This is a genomic window from Pseudomonas sp. AM14(2022), assembly GCF_036346455.1.
GTDB classification, from domain to species: Bacteria; Pseudomonadota; Gammaproteobacteria; order Pseudomonadales; family Pseudomonadaceae; genus Aquipseudomonas; species Aquipseudomonas putida_A.
Window position 1 is genome coordinate 1 of record NZ_JAOTNY010000027.1, and the last position, 17,057, is coordinate 17,057.

Annotated in this window: 17 protein-coding genes; 12 read left to right on the plus strand and 5 right to left on the minus strand. The window is 61.3% G+C overall.

Annotated elements, in window-relative coordinates:
* The first annotated feature begins 39 nt into the window (after positions 1-39).
* The 8 genes from cobU to V3W27_RS27345 all read left to right on the plus strand — a co-directional run bounded on the left by cobU (position 40) and on the right by V3W27_RS27345 (position 5,493).
* Positions 40-561 (plus strand): bifunctional adenosylcobinamide kinase/adenosylcobinamide-phosphate guanylyltransferase, encoded by a 522-nt coding sequence (cobU, locus tag V3W27_RS27310; RefSeq protein WP_330208009.1) that lies wholly within the window; start codon positions 40-42, stop codon positions 559-561.
* Positions 558-1,613 carry a nicotinate-nucleotide--dimethylbenzimidazole phosphoribosyltransferase gene (cobT, locus tag V3W27_RS27315; RefSeq protein WP_330208010.1) on the plus strand — a complete coding sequence of 352 codons (1,056 nt, stop codon included), beginning with the start codon at positions 558-560 and terminating at the stop codon, positions 1,611-1,613. The genes cobU and cobT overlap by 4 nt, the downstream gene beginning before the upstream one ends.
* The gene (gene cobC, locus V3W27_RS27320; RefSeq protein WP_330208011.1) at positions 1,610-2,185 is read left to right on the plus strand and encodes an alpha-ribazole phosphatase family protein; all 576 of its coding nucleotides are present in this window, start codon (positions 1,610-1,612) and stop codon (positions 2,183-2,185) included. Before cobT ends, cobC begins: the two co-directional genes overlap by 4 nt.
* 1 nt (position 2,186) lies before the next feature.
* The gene (locus tag V3W27_RS27325) at positions 2,187-2,918 is read left to right on the plus strand and encodes an adenosylcobinamide-GDP ribazoletransferase (protein WP_330208012.1); all 732 of its coding nucleotides are present in this window, start codon (positions 2,187-2,189) and stop codon (positions 2,916-2,918) included.
* 173 nt (positions 2,919-3,091) lie between these two features.
* Positions 3,092-3,496, plus strand: a complete 405-nt coding sequence (locus tag V3W27_RS27330) for a MarR family winged helix-turn-helix transcriptional regulator (protein ID WP_007950413.1) — start codon at positions 3,092-3,094, stop codon at positions 3,494-3,496.
* A 53-nt stretch (positions 3,497-3,549) separates the two neighbouring features.
* The gene (locus V3W27_RS27335; protein WP_027614067.1) at positions 3,550-4,758 is read left to right on the plus strand and encodes an MFS transporter; all 1,209 of its coding nucleotides are present in this window, start codon (positions 3,550-3,552) and stop codon (positions 4,756-4,758) included.
* Entirely contained in the window at positions 4,755-4,880 is a 126-nt protein-coding gene (locus V3W27_RS27340; protein ID WP_256214479.1) for a hypothetical protein, read from the plus strand. The genes V3W27_RS27335 and V3W27_RS27340 overlap by 4 nt, the downstream gene beginning before the upstream one ends.
* A gap of 55 nt (positions 4,881-4,935) precedes the next feature.
* Entirely contained in the window at positions 4,936-5,493 is a 558-nt protein-coding gene (locus tag V3W27_RS27345) for a glutathione peroxidase (RefSeq protein WP_096797413.1), read from the plus strand.
* A 202-nt stretch (positions 5,494-5,695) separates the two neighbouring features.
* Here V3W27_RS27345 and V3W27_RS27350 read toward each other — a convergent pair whose 3' ends face one another.
* The 3 genes from V3W27_RS27350 to V3W27_RS27360 all read right to left on the minus strand — a co-directional run bounded on the left by V3W27_RS27350 (position 5,696) and on the right by V3W27_RS27360 (position 8,096).
* Positions 5,696-6,967, minus strand: coding sequence for an OmpP1/FadL family transporter (locus V3W27_RS27350; RefSeq protein ID WP_330208013.1), 1,272 nt, complete (start codon positions 6,965-6,967; stop codon positions 5,696-5,698).
* A gap of 146 nt (positions 6,968-7,113) precedes the next feature.
* Positions 7,114-7,596, minus strand: coding sequence for a hypothetical protein (locus V3W27_RS27355; protein ID WP_096797718.1), 483 nt, complete (start codon positions 7,594-7,596; stop codon positions 7,114-7,116).
* A 275-nt stretch (positions 7,597-7,871) separates the two neighbouring features.
* Complete coding sequence (locus tag V3W27_RS27360) at positions 7,872-8,096, minus strand: hypothetical protein (RefSeq protein ID WP_007962908.1); 225 nt, start codon at positions 8,094-8,096, stop codon at positions 7,872-7,874.
* A gap of 1,010 nt (positions 8,097-9,106) precedes the next feature.
* Here V3W27_RS27360 and V3W27_RS27365 point away from each other — a divergent pair.
* Entirely contained in the window at positions 9,107-9,430 is a 324-nt protein-coding gene (locus tag V3W27_RS27365) for a sel1 repeat family protein (protein ID WP_081730279.1), read from the plus strand.
* 175 nt (positions 9,431-9,605) lie between these two features.
* The gene (rmuC, locus tag V3W27_RS27370; RefSeq protein ID WP_177325662.1) at positions 9,606-10,970 is read left to right on the plus strand and encodes a DNA recombination protein RmuC; all 1,365 of its coding nucleotides are present in this window, start codon (positions 9,606-9,608) and stop codon (positions 10,968-10,970) included.
* 113 nt (positions 10,971-11,083) lie between these two features.
* Here rmuC and V3W27_RS27375 read toward each other — a convergent pair whose 3' ends face one another.
* Together V3W27_RS27375 and V3W27_RS27380 are read right to left on the minus strand one after the other, a co-directional pair.
* Positions 11,084-14,554 (minus strand): hybrid sensor histidine kinase/response regulator, encoded by a 3,471-nt coding sequence (locus tag V3W27_RS27375; protein ID WP_330208014.1) that lies wholly within the window; start codon positions 14,552-14,554, stop codon positions 11,084-11,086.
* 223 nt (positions 14,555-14,777) lie between these two features.
* Positions 14,778-15,320 (minus strand): TetR/AcrR family transcriptional regulator, encoded by a 543-nt coding sequence (locus tag V3W27_RS27380; RefSeq protein WP_330208015.1) that lies wholly within the window; start codon positions 15,318-15,320, stop codon positions 14,778-14,780.
* Between the two features lie 91 nt (positions 15,321-15,411).
* On the opposite strand from V3W27_RS27380, the gene V3W27_RS27385 reads away from it, so the two are divergent.
* A complete protein-coding gene (locus V3W27_RS27385) occupies positions 15,412-16,599 on the plus strand; it encodes an MFS transporter (RefSeq protein ID WP_330208016.1) in 1,188 nt (395 codons plus the stop codon).
* Between the two features lie 51 nt (positions 16,600-16,650).
* Complete coding sequence (locus V3W27_RS27390; RefSeq protein ID WP_247267662.1) at positions 16,651-16,962, plus strand: cupin domain-containing protein; 312 nt, start codon at positions 16,651-16,653, stop codon at positions 16,960-16,962.
* Positions 16,963-17,057: the final 95 nt, after the last annotated feature.

A 17,057-nucleotide genomic window follows, 5' to 3' on the forward strand; every position in this document is an offset into this window, starting at 1 on the left:
GACTGAAGTCGGTACACCGCTAATTTGAAGGAATGAACCATGCTCCAGCTGATCCTCGGCGGCGCCCGCTCCGGCAAAAGTCGCCTGGCGGAAAAACTCGCCAGCGACAGCCAACTGGCGGTCACTTACATCGCCACCAGCCAGCCGCTGGACGGTGAGATGAACGAACGCGTCGCCCATCACCGCGCCCGGCGTCCGGCCGAATGGGCGCTGATCGAAGAGCCGCTGGAACTGGCCCGCGTCCTGCGCGAGAACGCCAGTGCCGAGCGTTGCCTGCTGGTCGACTGCCTGACCCTGTGGCTGACCAATCTGCTGATGCTCGATGACGCCGCGCGTCTCGCCGCCGAGCGTGAAGCCCTGCTGGACTGCCTGGCGTCATTGCCGGGGGAAATCATTTTTGTTAGCAACGAGACCGGAATGGGTGTCGTGCCGCTGGGCGAATTGACTCGCCGCTACGTCGATGAAGCCGGTTGGCTGCATCAAGCTCTGGCCGAGCGTTGTCAGCGAGTCGTCCTGACCGTCGCCGGCCTGCCCCTGACCCTGAAAGGACCTGCGTTATGACTCAAGCGTGGTGGTTGAACCCGTGCCAATCCGTGAATGCCGAGATCGTTGAACAGGCGGCGGCGCGCCAACAGCAACTGACCAAACCGGCCGGCTCCCTCGGTCGCCTCGAAAGCGTGGCGGTGCAACTGGCCGGATTGCAGGGACAGATCAAGCCGACCCTTAAGCAAGTCTGGATCGCGATTTTTGCCGGTGATCACGGGGTGGTCGCGGAAGGCGTTTCCGCGTTCCCGCAGGAAGTCACCGGGCAGATGCTGCTCAACTTCGTCAGCGGCGGCGCGGCGATCAGCGTGCTGGCGCGGCAGCTCGATGCGCGTCTGGAAGTGGTCGATCTGGGCACCGTGACGCCGACGTTGAATCTGCCGGACGTGCGTCATCTGAACATTGGGCCGGGCACGGCGAACTTCGCCAAGGGCGCGGCGATGACCCAGGCGCAGGGCGAGCTCGCCTTGCAGGCCGGTCGTGACAGCGTGCTGCGCGCCAAAGCGGCGGGCGCGCAGTTGTTCATCGGCGGCGAAATGGGCATCGGCAACACCACTGCCGCCAGTGCGCTGGCGTGTGCCTTGCTCGATTGCCCGGTGGTGCACCTGACCGGTCCCGGCACCGGGTTGAATGCCGAAGGCGTCAGCCATAAAGCACAAGTGATCGAGCGCGCACTGGCGCTGCACGCGGCGCAACGTGGCGATGCGCTGCAAACCCTGTTCAACCTCGGCGGTTTTGAAATCGCCGCACTGGTCGGTGCGTACCTGGCTTGTGCGCAGGAAGGCGTCGCGGTGCTGGTCGACGGCTTTATCTGCACGGTCGCCGCGTTGGTCGCGGTGCGGCTGAATCCAGCCTGCCGCGAGTGGCTGCTGTTCGGTCATCGTGGCGCCGAGCCGGGCCATCGCCATGTGCTGGAAACCCTTAACGCCGAACCGTTGCTGGAGCTCGGCCTGCGTCTGGGCGAGGGCAGCGGGGCGGCGTTGGCCGTGCCACTGTTGCGTCTGGCCTGCGACCTGCATGGGCAGATGGCGACGTTCGCCGAAGCCGCAGTGGCGGATCGTCCGGCATGACCTTGCGTCTGGACCTGCTGCGCCATGGTGAGACTGAGCTGGGCGGCGGTTTGCGCGGCAGTCTCGATGATGCGCTCACCGAAAAGGGGTGGGCACAGATGCGTGCCGCGGTGCTGGCGGGCGGGCCGTGGGATCGGCTGATCAGTTCGCCGCTGCAGCGTTGCGCGCGGTTCGCTGCAGAGCTGGGCGAACAACTGAATCTGCCGGTGCAGTTGGACAAGGATCTGCAGGAACTGCACTTCGGTGCCTGGGAAGGCCAGAGCGCAGCGGCGTTGATGGAGACTGATGCCGAAGCGCTGGGGCTGTTCTGGGCTGATCCCTATGCCTTCACCCCGCCGCAGGGTGAGCCGGTCAGTGAGTTTGCGGCTCGCGTGCTGGGCGCGGTTGCGCGTTTGCATCAGGCCCATGCCGGTGAACGCATTTTGCTGATCAGTCATGGCGGCGTGATGCGCCTGTTGCTGGCGCAGGCGCGTGGTTTGCCGCGTGAGCAGTTGCTCAATGTCGAAGTCGCGCATGCTTCGCTGTTTGCGCTCAGCGTCGAAGCCGATGGCGTGCTCAAGGAAGGTTACTGAGATGCTGCCACTGTGGATCGCCCTGCAATTTCTCAGCAGCTTGCCGATTCGTCTGCCGGGGATGCCGGAGCCGCAACAGCTCGGGCGTTCGCTGTTGTTTTATCCGCTGGTGGGGCTGCTGTTCGGAGTGATCCTCTGGGTATTGAACCTGGCATTGACCGGCGCGACATTGCTCCTGCATGCGGCGCTGTTGCTGACGGTGTGGGTGCTGCTCAGCGGCGCGCTGCACCTCGACGGACTGGCCGACAGCGCCGATGCCTGGCTCGGTGGTTTCGGTGATCGCGAGCGCACGTTGACGATCATGAAGGATCCGCGCAGCGGGCCGATCGCGGTGGTGACGCTGGTGTTGGTGTTGCTGCTGAAGTTCTGCGCGTTGCTGGCGCTGATCGAGCAAGGGCATGCAGTGATGCTGATCATCGTGCCGCTGCTCGGGCGCGCGGCGTTGCTGGGGCTGTTTCTGACCACGCCGTATGTGCGCGCGGGTGGGTTGGGGCAGGCACTGGCGGATCATCTGCCGCGCCGGGCCGGCTGGTGGGTGCTTGGGGCGTGTGCGCTGGGTTGTTTGTTGATCGGCGGGGTGAAAGCGATTGTTGCGCTGGTTGTCGCGTTGGTCGGGTTTGTCTGGCTGCGGCGGGTGATGATGCGGCGGCTGGGCGGAACCACCGGCGATACGGCGGGGGCGTTGCTGGAATTGCTGGAGATGGCGGTGTTGGTGGGGTTGGCGTTGTCCTGAGATTTCTCTATAACCGTGTCGGCCTCTTCGCGAGCAAGCCCGCTCCCACCCTTGGAATGCATTCCCCTGTGGGAGCGGGCTTGCTCGCGAAGGCGGCCCGTCAGGCGCCGGAAATGTCCTTGAATAACTACATGTAACTTGATTTAACACAGTCGCGGGTATATACACGCATCATGCTTCCTTCTCAGTGTTTGTGTACCAACCTGCGTCGCGCCGCTCGTGGCGTCAGCAGGCATTACGACGGCGCTCTCGACGGCTTCGGGATCAACGTTGCCCAGTATTCTTTGCTGTGCAACCTGCAGCGTCTGGATCAACCGAGCATCTCGGAACTGGCCGAAGCCATGGGTCTGGATCGCAGCACCCTGGGGCGCAACCTGCGGGTGCTCGAAGGCGAGGGCCTGGTGGCGCTGGCCGAGGGCGAGGACATGCGTAACCGCATCGTCCGTCTCACCGAAACCGGTGCACAACGCCTCGCGGCGGCGCTGCCGGCCTGGGAAGCGGCGCAACAGCGATTGATCGATCGCCTGGGCGCCGAGAAGCGTGAAACCTTGCTGCGACTGTTGGATGAACTGGCCTGAGGGCCGGTTTTTCCGGATTTAAGCGGGTATATACCCGCGAACGGAGAATAACAATGACATCGATGTGGCGTACGTGCGGTTGGGTGTTGCTGGGAAGTGCGCTGATTCTGGCGTTGTCATTGGGCGTGCGGCACGGCTTCGGTCTGTTCCTGTCGCCGATGAGTGCGCAGTTCGGCTGGGGGCGCGAAGTGTTTGCCTTCGCGATCGCCTTGCAGAACCTGATCTGGGGTCTGGCGCAGCCGTTCACTGGCGCGCTGGCTGACCGTTTCGGGGCGGCGAAAGTGGTGCTGGTCGGCGGCGTGCTTTATGCCGCGGGCCTGGTGTGCATGGGGCTGTCCGATTCGGCACTGACCCTGTCGCTGAGTGCCGGTCTGTTGATCGGTATCGGTCTGTCCGGTACGTCGTTCTCGGTGATTCTCGGCGTGGTCGGTCGTGCGGTGCCGCCGGAAAAACGCAGCATGGGCATGGGCATCGCCAGTGCTGCCGGTTCGTTCGGCCAGTTTGCGATGTTGCCGGGCACGCTGGGTTTGATCGGCTGGCTCGGCTGGTCGGCGGCGCTGTTGGTACTCGGTTTGCTGGTGGCGATGATTGTGCCGTTGGTGAGCATGCTCAAGGACAAACCGCTGCCGGTGCTCGGCCATGAACAGACCCTGTCTGAAGCGCTGCGCGAAGCCTGCTCCCACTCGGGGTTCTGGCTGTTGGCGTTCGGCTTTTTCGTTTGCGGCTTCCAGGTGGTGTTCATCGGTGTGCACCTGCCGGCCTATCTGGTCGATCAGCATCTGCCGGCGACGGTCGGTACCACGGTGCTGGCGCTGATCGGGCTGTTCAATATCTTCGGCACTTATACTGCCGGCTGGCTCGGTGGGCGCATGTCCAAGCCGCGTCTGCTGACCGCTTTGTACCTGCTGCGTGCGGTGGTGATCGTGCTGTTCCTGTGGCTGCCGGTGACGACGACCTCGGCGTACCTGTTCGGCATGGCCATGGGCTTCCTCTGGCTGTCGACGGTGCCATTGACCAACGGCACGGTGGCGACCTTGTTTGGCGTGCGCAATCTGTCCATGCTCGGCGGTATCGTGTTCCTCTTTCATCAGCTCGGCTCGTTCCTCGGCGGCTGGCTGGGTGGGGTGGTGTATGACCGTACCGGGAGTTATGACTTGATCTGGCAAGTGGCGATTCTCTTGAGTCTGCTGGCAGCCGCGCTGAACTGGCCGGTACGCGAGCGTCCTGTGGCACGTCTGCAGCCGGCTGTCGGCGCCGTATGAAACGCTCCTGGCCTCAAATCGCCTTCACCGCACTCGGCGCGCTGTTGCTGGCGCTGGTGTGGTGGGGCTGGCATCAGGGCGGCCTGGCGTTAATGCAGTTGGGCCTGGGCGCTTGCTTGTAGGCTTGGATGGCGAGTAACGTCGGGAGTCTGATGACTGCTCAAAGGATGCCCCGACATGCTCATGCGCTGGTGTGCTGTACCCGCGTTGCTGATGGCGTTGACCGGACTGGCCCAGGCCGCTGACTGTCCGGAGGCGCTGCAAGGTTCGTTGCCCAAGTTGCGCGCCAAGGAATCCGTCGATCTGTGCCAGCGCTACGCCGGCAAGCCGCTGGTGGTGGTCAATACCGCCAGTTTCTGCGGCTTCGCCCCGCAGTTCGAGGGCCTCGAAGCGCTCAATCAGCATTACAAGGCGCAAGGCCTGGAAATGCTCGGCGTGCCGTCCAATGACTTCAAGCAGGAGTCCAAGGACAGCGCCGAAACCGCCAAGGTCTGCTACGCCAACTACGGCGTGACGTTCACCATGACCGAACCGCAGAAGGTCCGTGGCGACGATGCTACTCACCTGTTCAAGGTGCTGGCCGAACAGAGCAGTGCGCCGAAGTGGAATTTCTACAAGTACGTGATTGATCGTCAGGGCAAGGTGATCGCGAATTTCTCCAGTCTGACCAAACCCGATGATCCGGAGTTTATTGCGGCGGTTGAAAAGGCTATCGCCTCAAAACCTCTCAATTGATAACACACGCTTTTTGTGGGAGCGGGCTTGCTCGCGAGGGCTGCGGATCATTCAGCACTTGTTCTGGATGTCAGACCGCATTCGCGAGCAAGCCCGCTCCCACATTTGATCTGGGGTGTTTGAACAGGTATTAAAAAGCCCCGCTTTCTGTAAAGAGAGCGGGGCTTTTCTGTGGGCGAGGGGTTAGCCTCGCCGTGCAGCATCAGAAGCGGTAAGTTGCGCCAACACCGAAACCGTTTGCCGAGTTTTCATACTTGGCATCGTAGGTCTGGCCACGATCGTTCTGGTTGTGGATCTTGACCGACTCTTCCTTCAGGTACGAGTAAGCCACGTCGATGGTCAGGTCTTCGGTCGGGCTCCAGCCGGCACCGATGCTGAAGATAGTGCGGTCGCCAGTAGGAATGCGTGGCGAACGATCGACGTTGTTGGTCGGCGACTGGTCGAAGGTCAGACCGGTACGCAGTACCCATTCCTTGTTCAACTGGTACGAAGTACCCACGGCGTAAGCCCAGGAGTCGTGCCAGTTCTGCTCTTCGGTGATCTCGCCAAACTGACCGGCCAGCAGCGGCTGTACGCCCGAGTTTTCAACGGTGATCTTCTTCAACTGGCTCCAGCGGGTCCAGGTCGAACCGGCGTAAACGTTCCAGCGATCGTTGATCGCCTGAGTGACCGAGAAGTCCACGGATTCAGGGGTGGTGATCTTCAGCGAAGCGTCGTACTTCTGCTGGGCGCTTAGGCCGACGGCGCCCAATACGCCGTAGTTGACCTTGGTGTTGCCTTCGAGCTTGTAATCGACTTTCGAGTGGTAGGTCAGACCCAGACGAGTGGTGTCGGTGGCCTGTACCAGCACGCCGATGTTGTAGCCCAGCGCGGTGTCGTCACCCTTGATCTTGACCTTGCCGTCCGGCGCAGCTTGAGTGATCGACAGGTTGGATTCCAGCGTGCCGTCGATGCGGTTGATGGTCGGACCGAAACCGATCGACACCACGTCGTTGAATTTGTAGCTGACAGTTGGCTGGAAAGTGATGACTTGTACTTCGGACTTGCTGCCGAAGTAACGGCCGCCAAAGCCTTTTTCGTAGTCGGTAATCAGGCCGAACGGCACGTACACGCCGAGGCCGAATGCCCAATGCTCATCGATCGGTTTGACGTAGAAGCCCATAGGTACAGAGGTGAAGGGCACCATGTCGCCTTTGTTGCTGCCGCCGTTAGGGCTGGAGCTGGCGTCGCTGATATCGGTCTTGGCATCGAGGAATGCAACACCGCCGGTGACTTGTTCGCGCGTGATGCGCGACATGCCGGCAGGGTTGCCATAAACAGTGCTTGCGTCGTCGGCAGAAGAGGATCGCCCAGCGTAACCAGTGCCCATCCCGCTGATGCTGTGTTCGTTGATGGCAAAGCCAGCTGCGAAGATCTGGGTGGATGCCATGGTAACGGCGAGGCTAAGGGTGGTTTTGAGCATGACTTTTTTCATTATTAGAACTCCTAGTGATCACCGGGGCGAAAATTACCAACATTTTCGTCCCAGCGCTATAGTCCCTATGGCTTGAGTTAGAGCGGTTTTGTAGGACAATCCGACCAGATTCGCGACCTGTTGAGCGATCTTCTAAAACTCGCCAGTCAACACGCGACCTGATTCACCGGTGAAACACAGGTTTGCCAGGCGTAGGTGAAGTCGCGCAGACGACCTTGCGGCTGGAAGGTCTGACGCCAGATGCGCGCCATGCCCAGCAGATCGTCCGGGGCGGGGAGGGTGGTGTGTTGTTCTTCTACCAGCAGCCAGGCGATGGCGGTGGCGTAACGCAGGTTGACGGTCAATTCCAGGTGCGGGCCGCTCAAAAAAGCATGTTGGCTGGCGAGGCCGCGAACCAGGCTGGCACGCTCCGGATCGAGCGCCAGATAGTGATCCCAAAGGGCCTGGTGGCGGTGCTCGGCAATCCGGTAGAGGCCGTGGCCACGGCGGTCATGCAGGGCGGAACCGAGGGCGGACTGGCTGGCGGCAATGCCCAGCAGCAGGGATTCGGCAGTTGCGCAGTGGCGTCCCAGATAAATCAGTGTGGGACGGATCACATAGCGGCACAGTTCGCTGGCAGCGATACCCATAAAGCCCTCGGATCTTGTAATTGGGCGGCGATACCTGAAGGGGCCTTGGCAGCGGTGGATCGAATCAGGCTCGCCGAAAGCGGATCAAGCCGCTTGAGTTGAAGTGTAGTGTCATATTCGCGACGTAAAGGCCTGTTTTTAAAATATTTCCGGCAGCGAGCCACAGGCGTTATATCCGAAGGTGCTTAGGCGTGAATGGCTAAAAGCGAAATATCGGGCAATAAAAAACCCCGCATTTTTGTGCGGGGCTTTTGCTTTTGCAGCCTTTTCGGCTCTCAGGCAATCAATGCCTGACGCGTACGATCAATAATGGCCTGCAGCGGTTCGGCGCTGGAGTATTGATCGGGGTACAGACGCTCGCTGTGGCGAGCGATCCCGTGTTCATTGACCACGGTGAAGCTGAAGCAGCCTTTGCGAGCGGCCATGATCAGGCAGTTCATTGGGGCAAAAGCGTTGGTTAGGGTGCGAATGGCATCCTGAGTCTGGATTTGAGTAGACATAGTTATTAGGTGTTCCTACAAATGACACGGATAAGAACCGTGCAACGTTAAAACGTTCCAGTAATGTCGACCACCATTGGTCGAACAAAGAACCCGACTGGAACAAAGCAGCCAGTTTGAAGCGCTGATAAGTTGGCGCGCTTGGGCTGGCAGGTAGGTACTTAGGAGGACAGGCAACACATCGAGGGCAAAGGTTCTGGGCCCGGGGTGAAGATCCTGATCAATTTGCAGGCTGGTTCGGTCAGAGTAAGTGGTCTTCGCAACACCCTTTGCATTCATTCAAAGGCAGTGTCGGCGCAAGATTTACCTGGAAACCATCGAGGGGTCGTTCCCGCTTTTTTCGGTGAAGGGCTTCTGGGAAGAAGGTTGACCGTGTGGATGTGTTCGACCGGAATTGACTTTCAGCTTGGTACTAACGCCGCGGATAGTAACGGAACGTCTTGGGCAATGCAAACCCGGCGGCAAAAAAAGATTTCGGTCGGTGGCGCGGATCACGGGGGACAGGGCTGGCCCCTTCGCGAGCAGGCTCGCTCCCCCAGGAGAACGGGGCCGATTGTAGGAGCGAGCCTGTTCGCGAAGAAACCATCCGTCGCCACAAAAGCGTGCAGCCATGCCTAGCGCCAACCCGCTTATCCCCAGTCCGAGGCGCAAAACGAGCCAAAAAAGCGCATCGATATAACCGGGTAACAGGTACTTGTGCACATTAGTTGCGCAGACGGTAACCTTGCTGTCATATCAATCCTGACCCCGATGGCTGCCTGTATCAAAAGTTTAAGTCAATGAAAAATATCGTCTTTTTTTGTTGGTGAAAAAATCGTCAGTTTGACTGCGAGCCCCATTCCACAAGGCTTTGCGGAGGTTCGGGAGCGGTTGTCCACTGAGTTATCCACAGCTTCTGTGGATTGTCCCTAGCGCTTGCTCTAGGACGGGCGTGCCGGGTTTTTTTCGACTTTACCTGTACGAAAAAGAGAGTAGAGTGGCGCGCCTTCCGATCTGTCCCACAGTGTTTTATGAAGTTTCGCTCAGTATCAGACTCTGTTACCTCCGAACACCCTCGTGTTACCCCTCCTAAGCGATTTTCCGTGCGTGTGGCCGAATGGCTGCTCGACAGCCCGCGCCTGGGCGATAGCCGTAATGCCAAGCATCTGGCGGGGCGTCTGCTCAAGCAACCGGCGCGCGAAGGCGTGGTCGCCGCGCAAAGTCGTCTCGGCCAATTGATGTGCCGCGAGTGCGGCAATGCCCGTGATCGGCGCATCGGGCAGGATCTGCTGCGCCAGGCCGCCCGCGCCGGCGACCGGCGTGCACAACGCGAACTCGGACTGCTCGAAGACTGAGCTGTCCAACGCCCCACGCCTTGGTTAACCTTCAGGCTTTATCGAATCGGCAGGAGTGGCTATGGCTATGGACTTGACCAGCGTGTTGCTGGGTCTGGCGGGCGCGGGATTGCCGCTGCTGGCGCTGGCCTGGCAACTGCAACGGCGGGCCAGTGATCGGCAAGCCGAGGTCGCCTTGCTCGAAGAGCGTCTGGCCATGGCGCAACTGGCGCAGGACGGGCTCAACGCGCAGCTGGAGGCCAGCCGCGATGAAATCGTCGACCTCGGCCAGGCCAATGCCGCCAAGCAGGCGGAGCTGGCGGCTCTGCGCCGCGAAGTCGAACTGCTGCAGATCGAGCGCGATGATGCCCGTGACGCTTCCCACGCGTGGAACATCGAGCGCGCCAACAAAGAAGCCGAATTGCGTCGCCTCGACGCTCAGGCCGCGTCGCTCAACGCCGAACTGCGCGAGCAACAGGAAAGCCATCAACAACGCCTCAACGACCTGCAAGGCTCGCGCGATGAGCTGCGCGCGCAATTCGCCGAGCTGGCAGGGAAGATCTTCGATGAACGTGAACAGCGGTTTGCCGAGACCAGTCAACAGCGCCTCGGGCAGTTGCTCGATCCGCTGAAAGAACGCATCCAATCCTTCGAAAAACGCGTGGAAGAAAGCTATCAGGCCGAAGCCCGCGAACGCTTCTCGCTGGCCAAGGAGCTGGAGCGTCTGCAAGCGCTTAACCTGCGCCTGAGCGACGAAGCGACCAACCTGACCCGCGCCCTCAAAGGCCAGAAGACCCAAGGCAACTGGGGTGAATTGATCCTTGAACGGGTGCTGGAACACGCGGGGCTGGAGAAGGGCCGCGAGTACCAGACCCAAGTCAATCTCAAGGGGCCGGACGGCGAGCGCTTCCAGCCGGATGTGATCATTTACCTGCCGGGCGACAAGCAGGTGGTGGTCGACTCCAAGGTCAGCCTCACTGCCTATCAGCAGTACGTTGCCGCCGAAGATGACACCCTCGGCCAGGTCGCGATCAAGCAGCACGTGCTGTCTCTGCGCAGCCACGTCAAGGGCCTCGCCGGCAAGGATTACAAGCGTCTGGAAGGCCTGCACAGCCTCGATTTCGTCTTGCTGTTCGTGCCGATCGAAGCGGCATTTTCCGCCGCCCTGCAAGCCGAGCCGGCGTTGTTCCAGGAAGCGTTCGACCGCAACATCGTGATCGTCAGTCCGACCACGTTGCTGGCGACGTTACGGGTGATCGACAGCCTGTGGAAGCAGGAGCGGCAGAGCCAGAACGCCCGGGAAATCGCTGAGCGTGCCGGCTGGCTGTACGACAAGTTCGTACTGTTCATTCAGGATCTGGACGAAGTCGGCAATCGCCTGCAACAGCTGGACAAGGCCTACAGCTCGGCGCGCAACAAACTCACGGAAGGGCGCGGCAACCTGGTCAGCCGCAGTGAGCAGCTCAAATTGCTGGGCGCGCGGGCCAGCAAGAGTTTGCCGGCGGATCTGCTGGAGCGGGCGATGACCGATGTCGATGGGCTGGTCGAGCTCCCGGAATAACCCGAAGAGCTTCGCGAGCAGGCTCGCTCCCACAGTGAAATGCATTCCAAAGGTGGGAGCGGGCTTGCTCGCGAAGGCGTCAGTGGTAGCGCTGCAACACTCAAGTCAAACGGTTACAGCGGCACATACCGACTCAGCAACGCCCGCAACGCCGCCGGTTTCACCGGTTTGGCCAGATAATCCAGCCCTGCCGCATGCACCTGCGCCACCGTCTCCGGGCGGCCATCGGCGCTGATTACCACCCCCGGCACCGGCTCGCCTAACGTGGTGCGCAGCCACGCCATCAGCTCGGTTCCGGTATCGCCGTGGTCGAGGTGATAGTCGACCAGTGCCAATTGCGGCCGCACACCCTCATTCAGCAACGCCGCGCATTCCTCGCGATTGCGTGCCGTCCACACCTGACAGCCCCAGCGGGTGAGCAGGCTGTTCATGCCAATCAGAATGCTGTCTTCATTGTCGATGCACAGCACCTGCGCGCCGCTGAGCAACTTGCCGTTCAACTCCACCGGGGCTTTCTGCTGCAGTGTTTGCGCCCGGGCCAGCGGCACGCTGACACTGAACACGCTGCCGCGCCCCGGCCACGAACGTACACGCAAGGTATGGCCGAGCACGCGACATAAACCGTCGGCAATCGCCAGGCCCAACCCAAGACCTTTTTCGGCGCGGGTCTGATGGCTGTCGAGGCGCTTGAACTCCTCGAAAATCACTTGTTGTTTGTCTTCCGGAATCCCCGGCCCGCGATCCCACACTTCCAGACACAGTTCGCCGCCACGTCGGCGCACGCCTAACAACACTGGCCCTTTGGCGTAGCGGAAAGCGTTGGTCAGGAAGTTCTGCAGAATCCGCCGCAGCAATTTGATGTCGCTGTCGATGCGCAACTGGCTGCCTCGCACGCGGAAAGTCAGACCTTGTTCCTGGGCCAGCGCCTTGAATTCGGCGCCGAGCGTATCGAACAGCTCATTGAGCGCGAACGGCTTGCGATCCGGGTTGATCTTGCCGTTTTCCAGGCGGGAAATATCCAGCAGGTCGCTGATCAGGTCTTCTGCCGAACGCAGCGAGCTGTCGAGGTGTTGCACCAGTTTCTGCGCCTCGCTGCTCAAGCCGTCGTCCTGATGGGAGAGGGCGGCAGAGAACAGGCGCGCGGCGTTCAACGGCTGCATCAAGTCATGGCTGACGGCGGCGAGGAAACGGGTTTTCGACTGATTCGCGGCCTCGGCATGGCCCTTGGCTTCGGTCAGTGCGACGTTGAGCTGCGATAGCTCCTGCGTGCGCTCGCTGACCCGTTGCTCCAGGCCTTCGTTGGCCTCGGTCAGTGCCTGCTCCGCTTCGCGGAACGCGGTGATGTCGGTGAAACTCATGACGAAACCGCCGCCGGGCATCGGGTTGCCGATCAGCTCGATCACCCGGCCATTGGGGAACAGGCGTTCGGACGTGTGCGCACGGCCCTGACGCATCCAGTGCAGGCGCCGGGCAACGTGGACTTCCGCCTCGCCCGGACCGCACAAGCCGCGTTCGGCGTTGTAGCGAATGATGTCGGCAATCGGCCGGCCGACGCTGATCAAACCGTCCGGGTAGTTGAACAACTCCAGATAGCGGCGGTTCCAGGCCACCAGCTTCAGCGACTGGTCGACCACGCTGATGCCTTGGGTAATGTTTTCGATCGCGCCTTGCAGCAAGGCGCGGTTGAACTGCAGGACTTCCGAGGCTTCGTCAGCGATTCGGACGACGTCTTCCAGCTGCATTTCCCGACCTTCAATCGCGGCTTTTACCACCGCGCGCGTCGACGAAGCGCCGAGCACACCGGCCAGCAGACGTTCGGTGTGGGCGATCCATTCGCCATCGGCGTTCTGGTTCGGGTTGAAGCCTTTGCCCTGGCGGTAGGCGAAACGAATGAAGCTTTGCCGCGCACGTTCTTCACCGACAAAGCGTGCCGCCAGTTGCAGCAAGTCGTCGATCTGCACCGCCAGCATCGAACGCGCACTCGGCCGCGCGCTGATTTCCTGACCGATGAAGCGCCCGGCCTGCCAGTGCTCCGAAACCCGCGTACGCGACAGCACCGAGACCCAGGCGAACAACGTGAAGTTGCCCGCCAGCGACAGCACTACGCCTTGGGTCAGCGGGGTGATCGGCAGGTTCAGCGGGTTGCTGTGCAGCCACGCCAGACCGGGAAACGTGCTCAACGACCAGCCGAGGCTGTGGGCGGCAATCGGCAGAATCAGCGTGTAGAACCAGAGGAACGTGCCGGCGGCCAGACCGGCGAACACCCCGCGACGGTTGGCCTGTTTCCAGTACAGCGCGCCGAGCATCGCCGGGGCCAGTTGGGTGACGGCGGCGAAGGCGATCTGGCCGATGGTTGCGAGGCTTGCGGTGGAGCCGAGCAAGCGGTAACTGACGTAGGCCAGCAACAGAATCAGCACGATGCTCACGCGGCGCACCGAGAGCATCCACTGGCGGAACACTTCGAACGGGCGCTCGGCGTTGTTACGGCGCAGCAACCACGGCAAGAGCATGTCGTTGGAAACCATGGTCGACAGTGCCACGCTGGCCACAATCACCATGCCGGTGGCCGCCGACGCGCCGCCGATGAACGCCAGCAACGCCAGGGCCGGATGGGCCTGGGCCAGCGGCAGGCTGATCACGAACGAGTCGGGCAACACGTGACTCGGCAGCATCATCTGCCCGGCGAGGGCGATCGGCACCACGAACAGCGCGGCCAGCGCCAGATACGCCGGAAACACCCACTTGGCCAGGCGCAGGTCCTGCGGGTCGATGTTCTCCACCACCGTGACGTGAAACTGCCGTGGCAGGCAGATGATCGCCATCATCGCCACCCCGGTCTGCACCACCATCGACGGCCAGTTGATCGTTTCCTTCCAGTATTCCTCAAGGCGCGGCGCGAGCATCGCCTGATTGAACAGGTCGTCAAAACCGTCGTACAGGCCATAGGTCACGAACGCGCCAACGGCGAGAAAGGCGAACAACTTGACCAGCGATTCAAAGGCAATCGCCAGCACCATGCCGCGGTGGTGCTCGGTGGCATCGAGGTTGCGCGTACCGAAGACGATGGTGAACAGCGCCAGCACCAGCGAGACGATCAGCGCGGTGTCCTGGGCGCGGGTGCCCATGGCGTCGGCCCCGGCGCCGATCAGCAGGTTCACGCCAAGGACGATGCCTTTGAGTTGCAGAGCGATATAGGGCAGGACGCCAACCAGACAGATCAGCGCCACCACCACCGCCAGCGATTGAGATTTGCCGTAGCGCGCGGCGATGAAGTCGGCAATCGAGGTGATGTTCTCCTGCTTGCTGATCATCACCATTTTCTGCAGGACCCACGGCGCGCCCAGCAGCAACAGGATCGGTCCGAGGTAGATCGGCAGGAATGACCACAGCTGTTCGGCGGCTTGGCCGACGGCGCCGAAGAACGTCCAACTGGTGCAATAAACCGCCAGTGACAGGCTGTACACCCACGCGCGCATCCGCGGCGGCAACGGCGTGCTGCGACGGTCGCCGTAGAAGGCGATGGCGAACATGATGGCCATATAGGCCAGGGCGACGGCGGCGATCAGCCCGGTGGACAGCGACATGCAACACTCCCGACAAAAGACTCCCCGGCAGTCCTGCCCGGGCGGACAGTCTCGCATGAGTATGGCGGTTAGTCAGTGTCGACCAAGGTCGTGGCGTGGCGGGGTGTCGCAGGTTTGAAACCGGGTGGTTTTTGGGGTGACTCATCAGGCCCCATCGCGAGCAGGCTCACTCCTACAGGTGGAACGCATTCCAATAGTAGGAGTGAGCCTGCTCGCGATGGCGTCAGTCCTGTTGCAGTGCGATATCGATCAACCGATGCAGCTCATCCACCTCCAGCGCCGCCGCCGAAAACAGAATCCGGAACACCACCGGCGCCACCACCAGATTGATCAACCGATCAACGCTCGGCGCTGCTTCATCGGGGTGGCGATCAATAATGGTCTGCAACTGCCCACCAAGAATCGTCACGCAGTACCCCGGCGTGGCGCTGGCCTGCACATCGCGCATCATGTTGCGCCCCGGCTCTGAGCTCATCTCGTCCAGATACTGTTCGGCCCAGGCGCGGATATCACCGCGCAGGTCACCGGTCACCGCCGGTTCGCTGTCAGGGCGCATGCGGGCGAGGGCGACGTCGGCGAGCAACGCCGCCAGATCACCCCAGCGCCGATAGATCGTCGACGGCGTCACTCCCGCGCGCGCCGCAATTTGCGGCACGGTCACGGTGCTGCGCTCCTGTTCTTGCAGAAGTGCGCGGACTGCCGAATGAATCGACTCTTGCACCCGGGCACTGCGCCCGCCCGGGCGTAAACCTTCTTTAATAGCCATGCGTCAGACCTTAACACAAAGAATTTGCTTTAAGCCAAAGCCGAGAGCACACTCCGCAAAAGCAAAAAATTAGCTTTTGCGGAGTGTGCCCATGACCAGCCTTGCTTCCAACCGTGGCAGCCTGATTTTTCTGGCGATCACCTTACTCAGTTTTCTCGCCGCTTCCACGGCGCCGACGCCGTTGTATCACCTGTATCAGGATCAACTGCACTTCTCGGCAGCGGTGCTGACCCTGATTTTCGGCGTGTATGCGCTGAGTCTGCTGGCGGCGCTGCTGACGGTCGGATCGCTGTCCGATCACCTGGGACGTAAACCGGTGATTTTCACTGCCGTGCTGCTCAATGCGCTAGCGATGTTGCTGTTTATCAGCGCCGACAGTGTTGCCTGGCTGATCAGCGCCCGCGTATTGCAGGGTTTTGCCACCGGCATGGCCACCGCTGTTTTGAGCGCGACGCTGCTCGACACCGACCGTCAGCAAGGGCCGTTGATCAACAGCGTCGCACCGTTGCTCGGCATGGCGCTGGGCAGCATGGGCTGCGGCTTGCTGGCCGAGTTCGCCCCGGCGCCGTTGCAACTGACTTACTGGCTGCTGCTGGCGCTGTTTGTGTTGCAGGCGGTGTATGTCTGGCGTCTACCGGAAAGCGTCACTCCACAAGCCGGGGCCTGGGCTTCGCTGCGGCCAACCCTGCATGTGCCGGTTCAGGCGCGTTCGACCTTGTGGCGTGTGCTGCCACTGAACACCGCAACCTGGGCCCTCGGCGGCTTTTTTGCCTCACTGGCACCGTCGCTGGTGCGCACTGCTACCGGTTCGACTTCGAACCTGATCGGCGGCGCTACCGTTTCGGCGTTGACCGTGACCGGGGCGCTGATGATCTTCACTTTGCGCAATCGTCCCGTCGGCAAAGCCCTGCAAATCGGCGCCAGTCTGCTGCCTATCGGCGTGCTGCTGATTTTGCTCGGCGTGCACAGCGCCAGTCTGGCGCTGTTTTTCCTCGGCACACTGGTTGCCGGTTGCGGCTTTGGCTCGGGTTTCCTCGGCGCGGTGCGCAGCCTGGTGCCGTTGGCCCTGCCGCATGAACGGGCCGGTTTGATGTCGGCGTACTACGCGCTGAGTTATCTGGCGTTCTGCCTGCCGGCCTTGTTGGCCGGGCATTTGACCCGAGCCTATGGGTTGCTGGCGACCACCGACGGCTACGGCGCCGGATTGATCGTCCTTGCCGTCGCCGCGCTGTTGCTCAGCCTGCGCCCGCAAGCAGTGAAGGCTTGCAGCACTCCATAAACGTGATGGTTTCAGCTACCTTTGTCCGGCCTTCTTTTCACGGATCGACAGATGAAGATTATCCGCAGCAAGTCGTTCACCGCCGAGCGTGCCTGGGGTGGACTGGACATCGCCAACATGAACGGCATCACCACACGCCTGCACTGGACTGATCAGCCGTACAAATGGCACGTCAACGATGGTGAGGAAGTGTTCGTGGTGCTCGATGGGCAGGTGCAGATGCACTATCGCGAACAGGGCGAAGAAAAACAGGTGCTGCTTGAGGTTGGCGATATCTTCTACGCCTCGGTCGGCACCGAGCACGTGGCGCATCCACGGGGCGCGGCGCGGATTCTGGTGATCGAGAGCGAAGGCAGTGTTTGACTGCTTATCTGTAAAGTAGATAACAGATAGAGAAATTACCCGTTATATAGATATTCGATTCGGTTCTACCATGGGCTCAACCTCACCAGAGGACA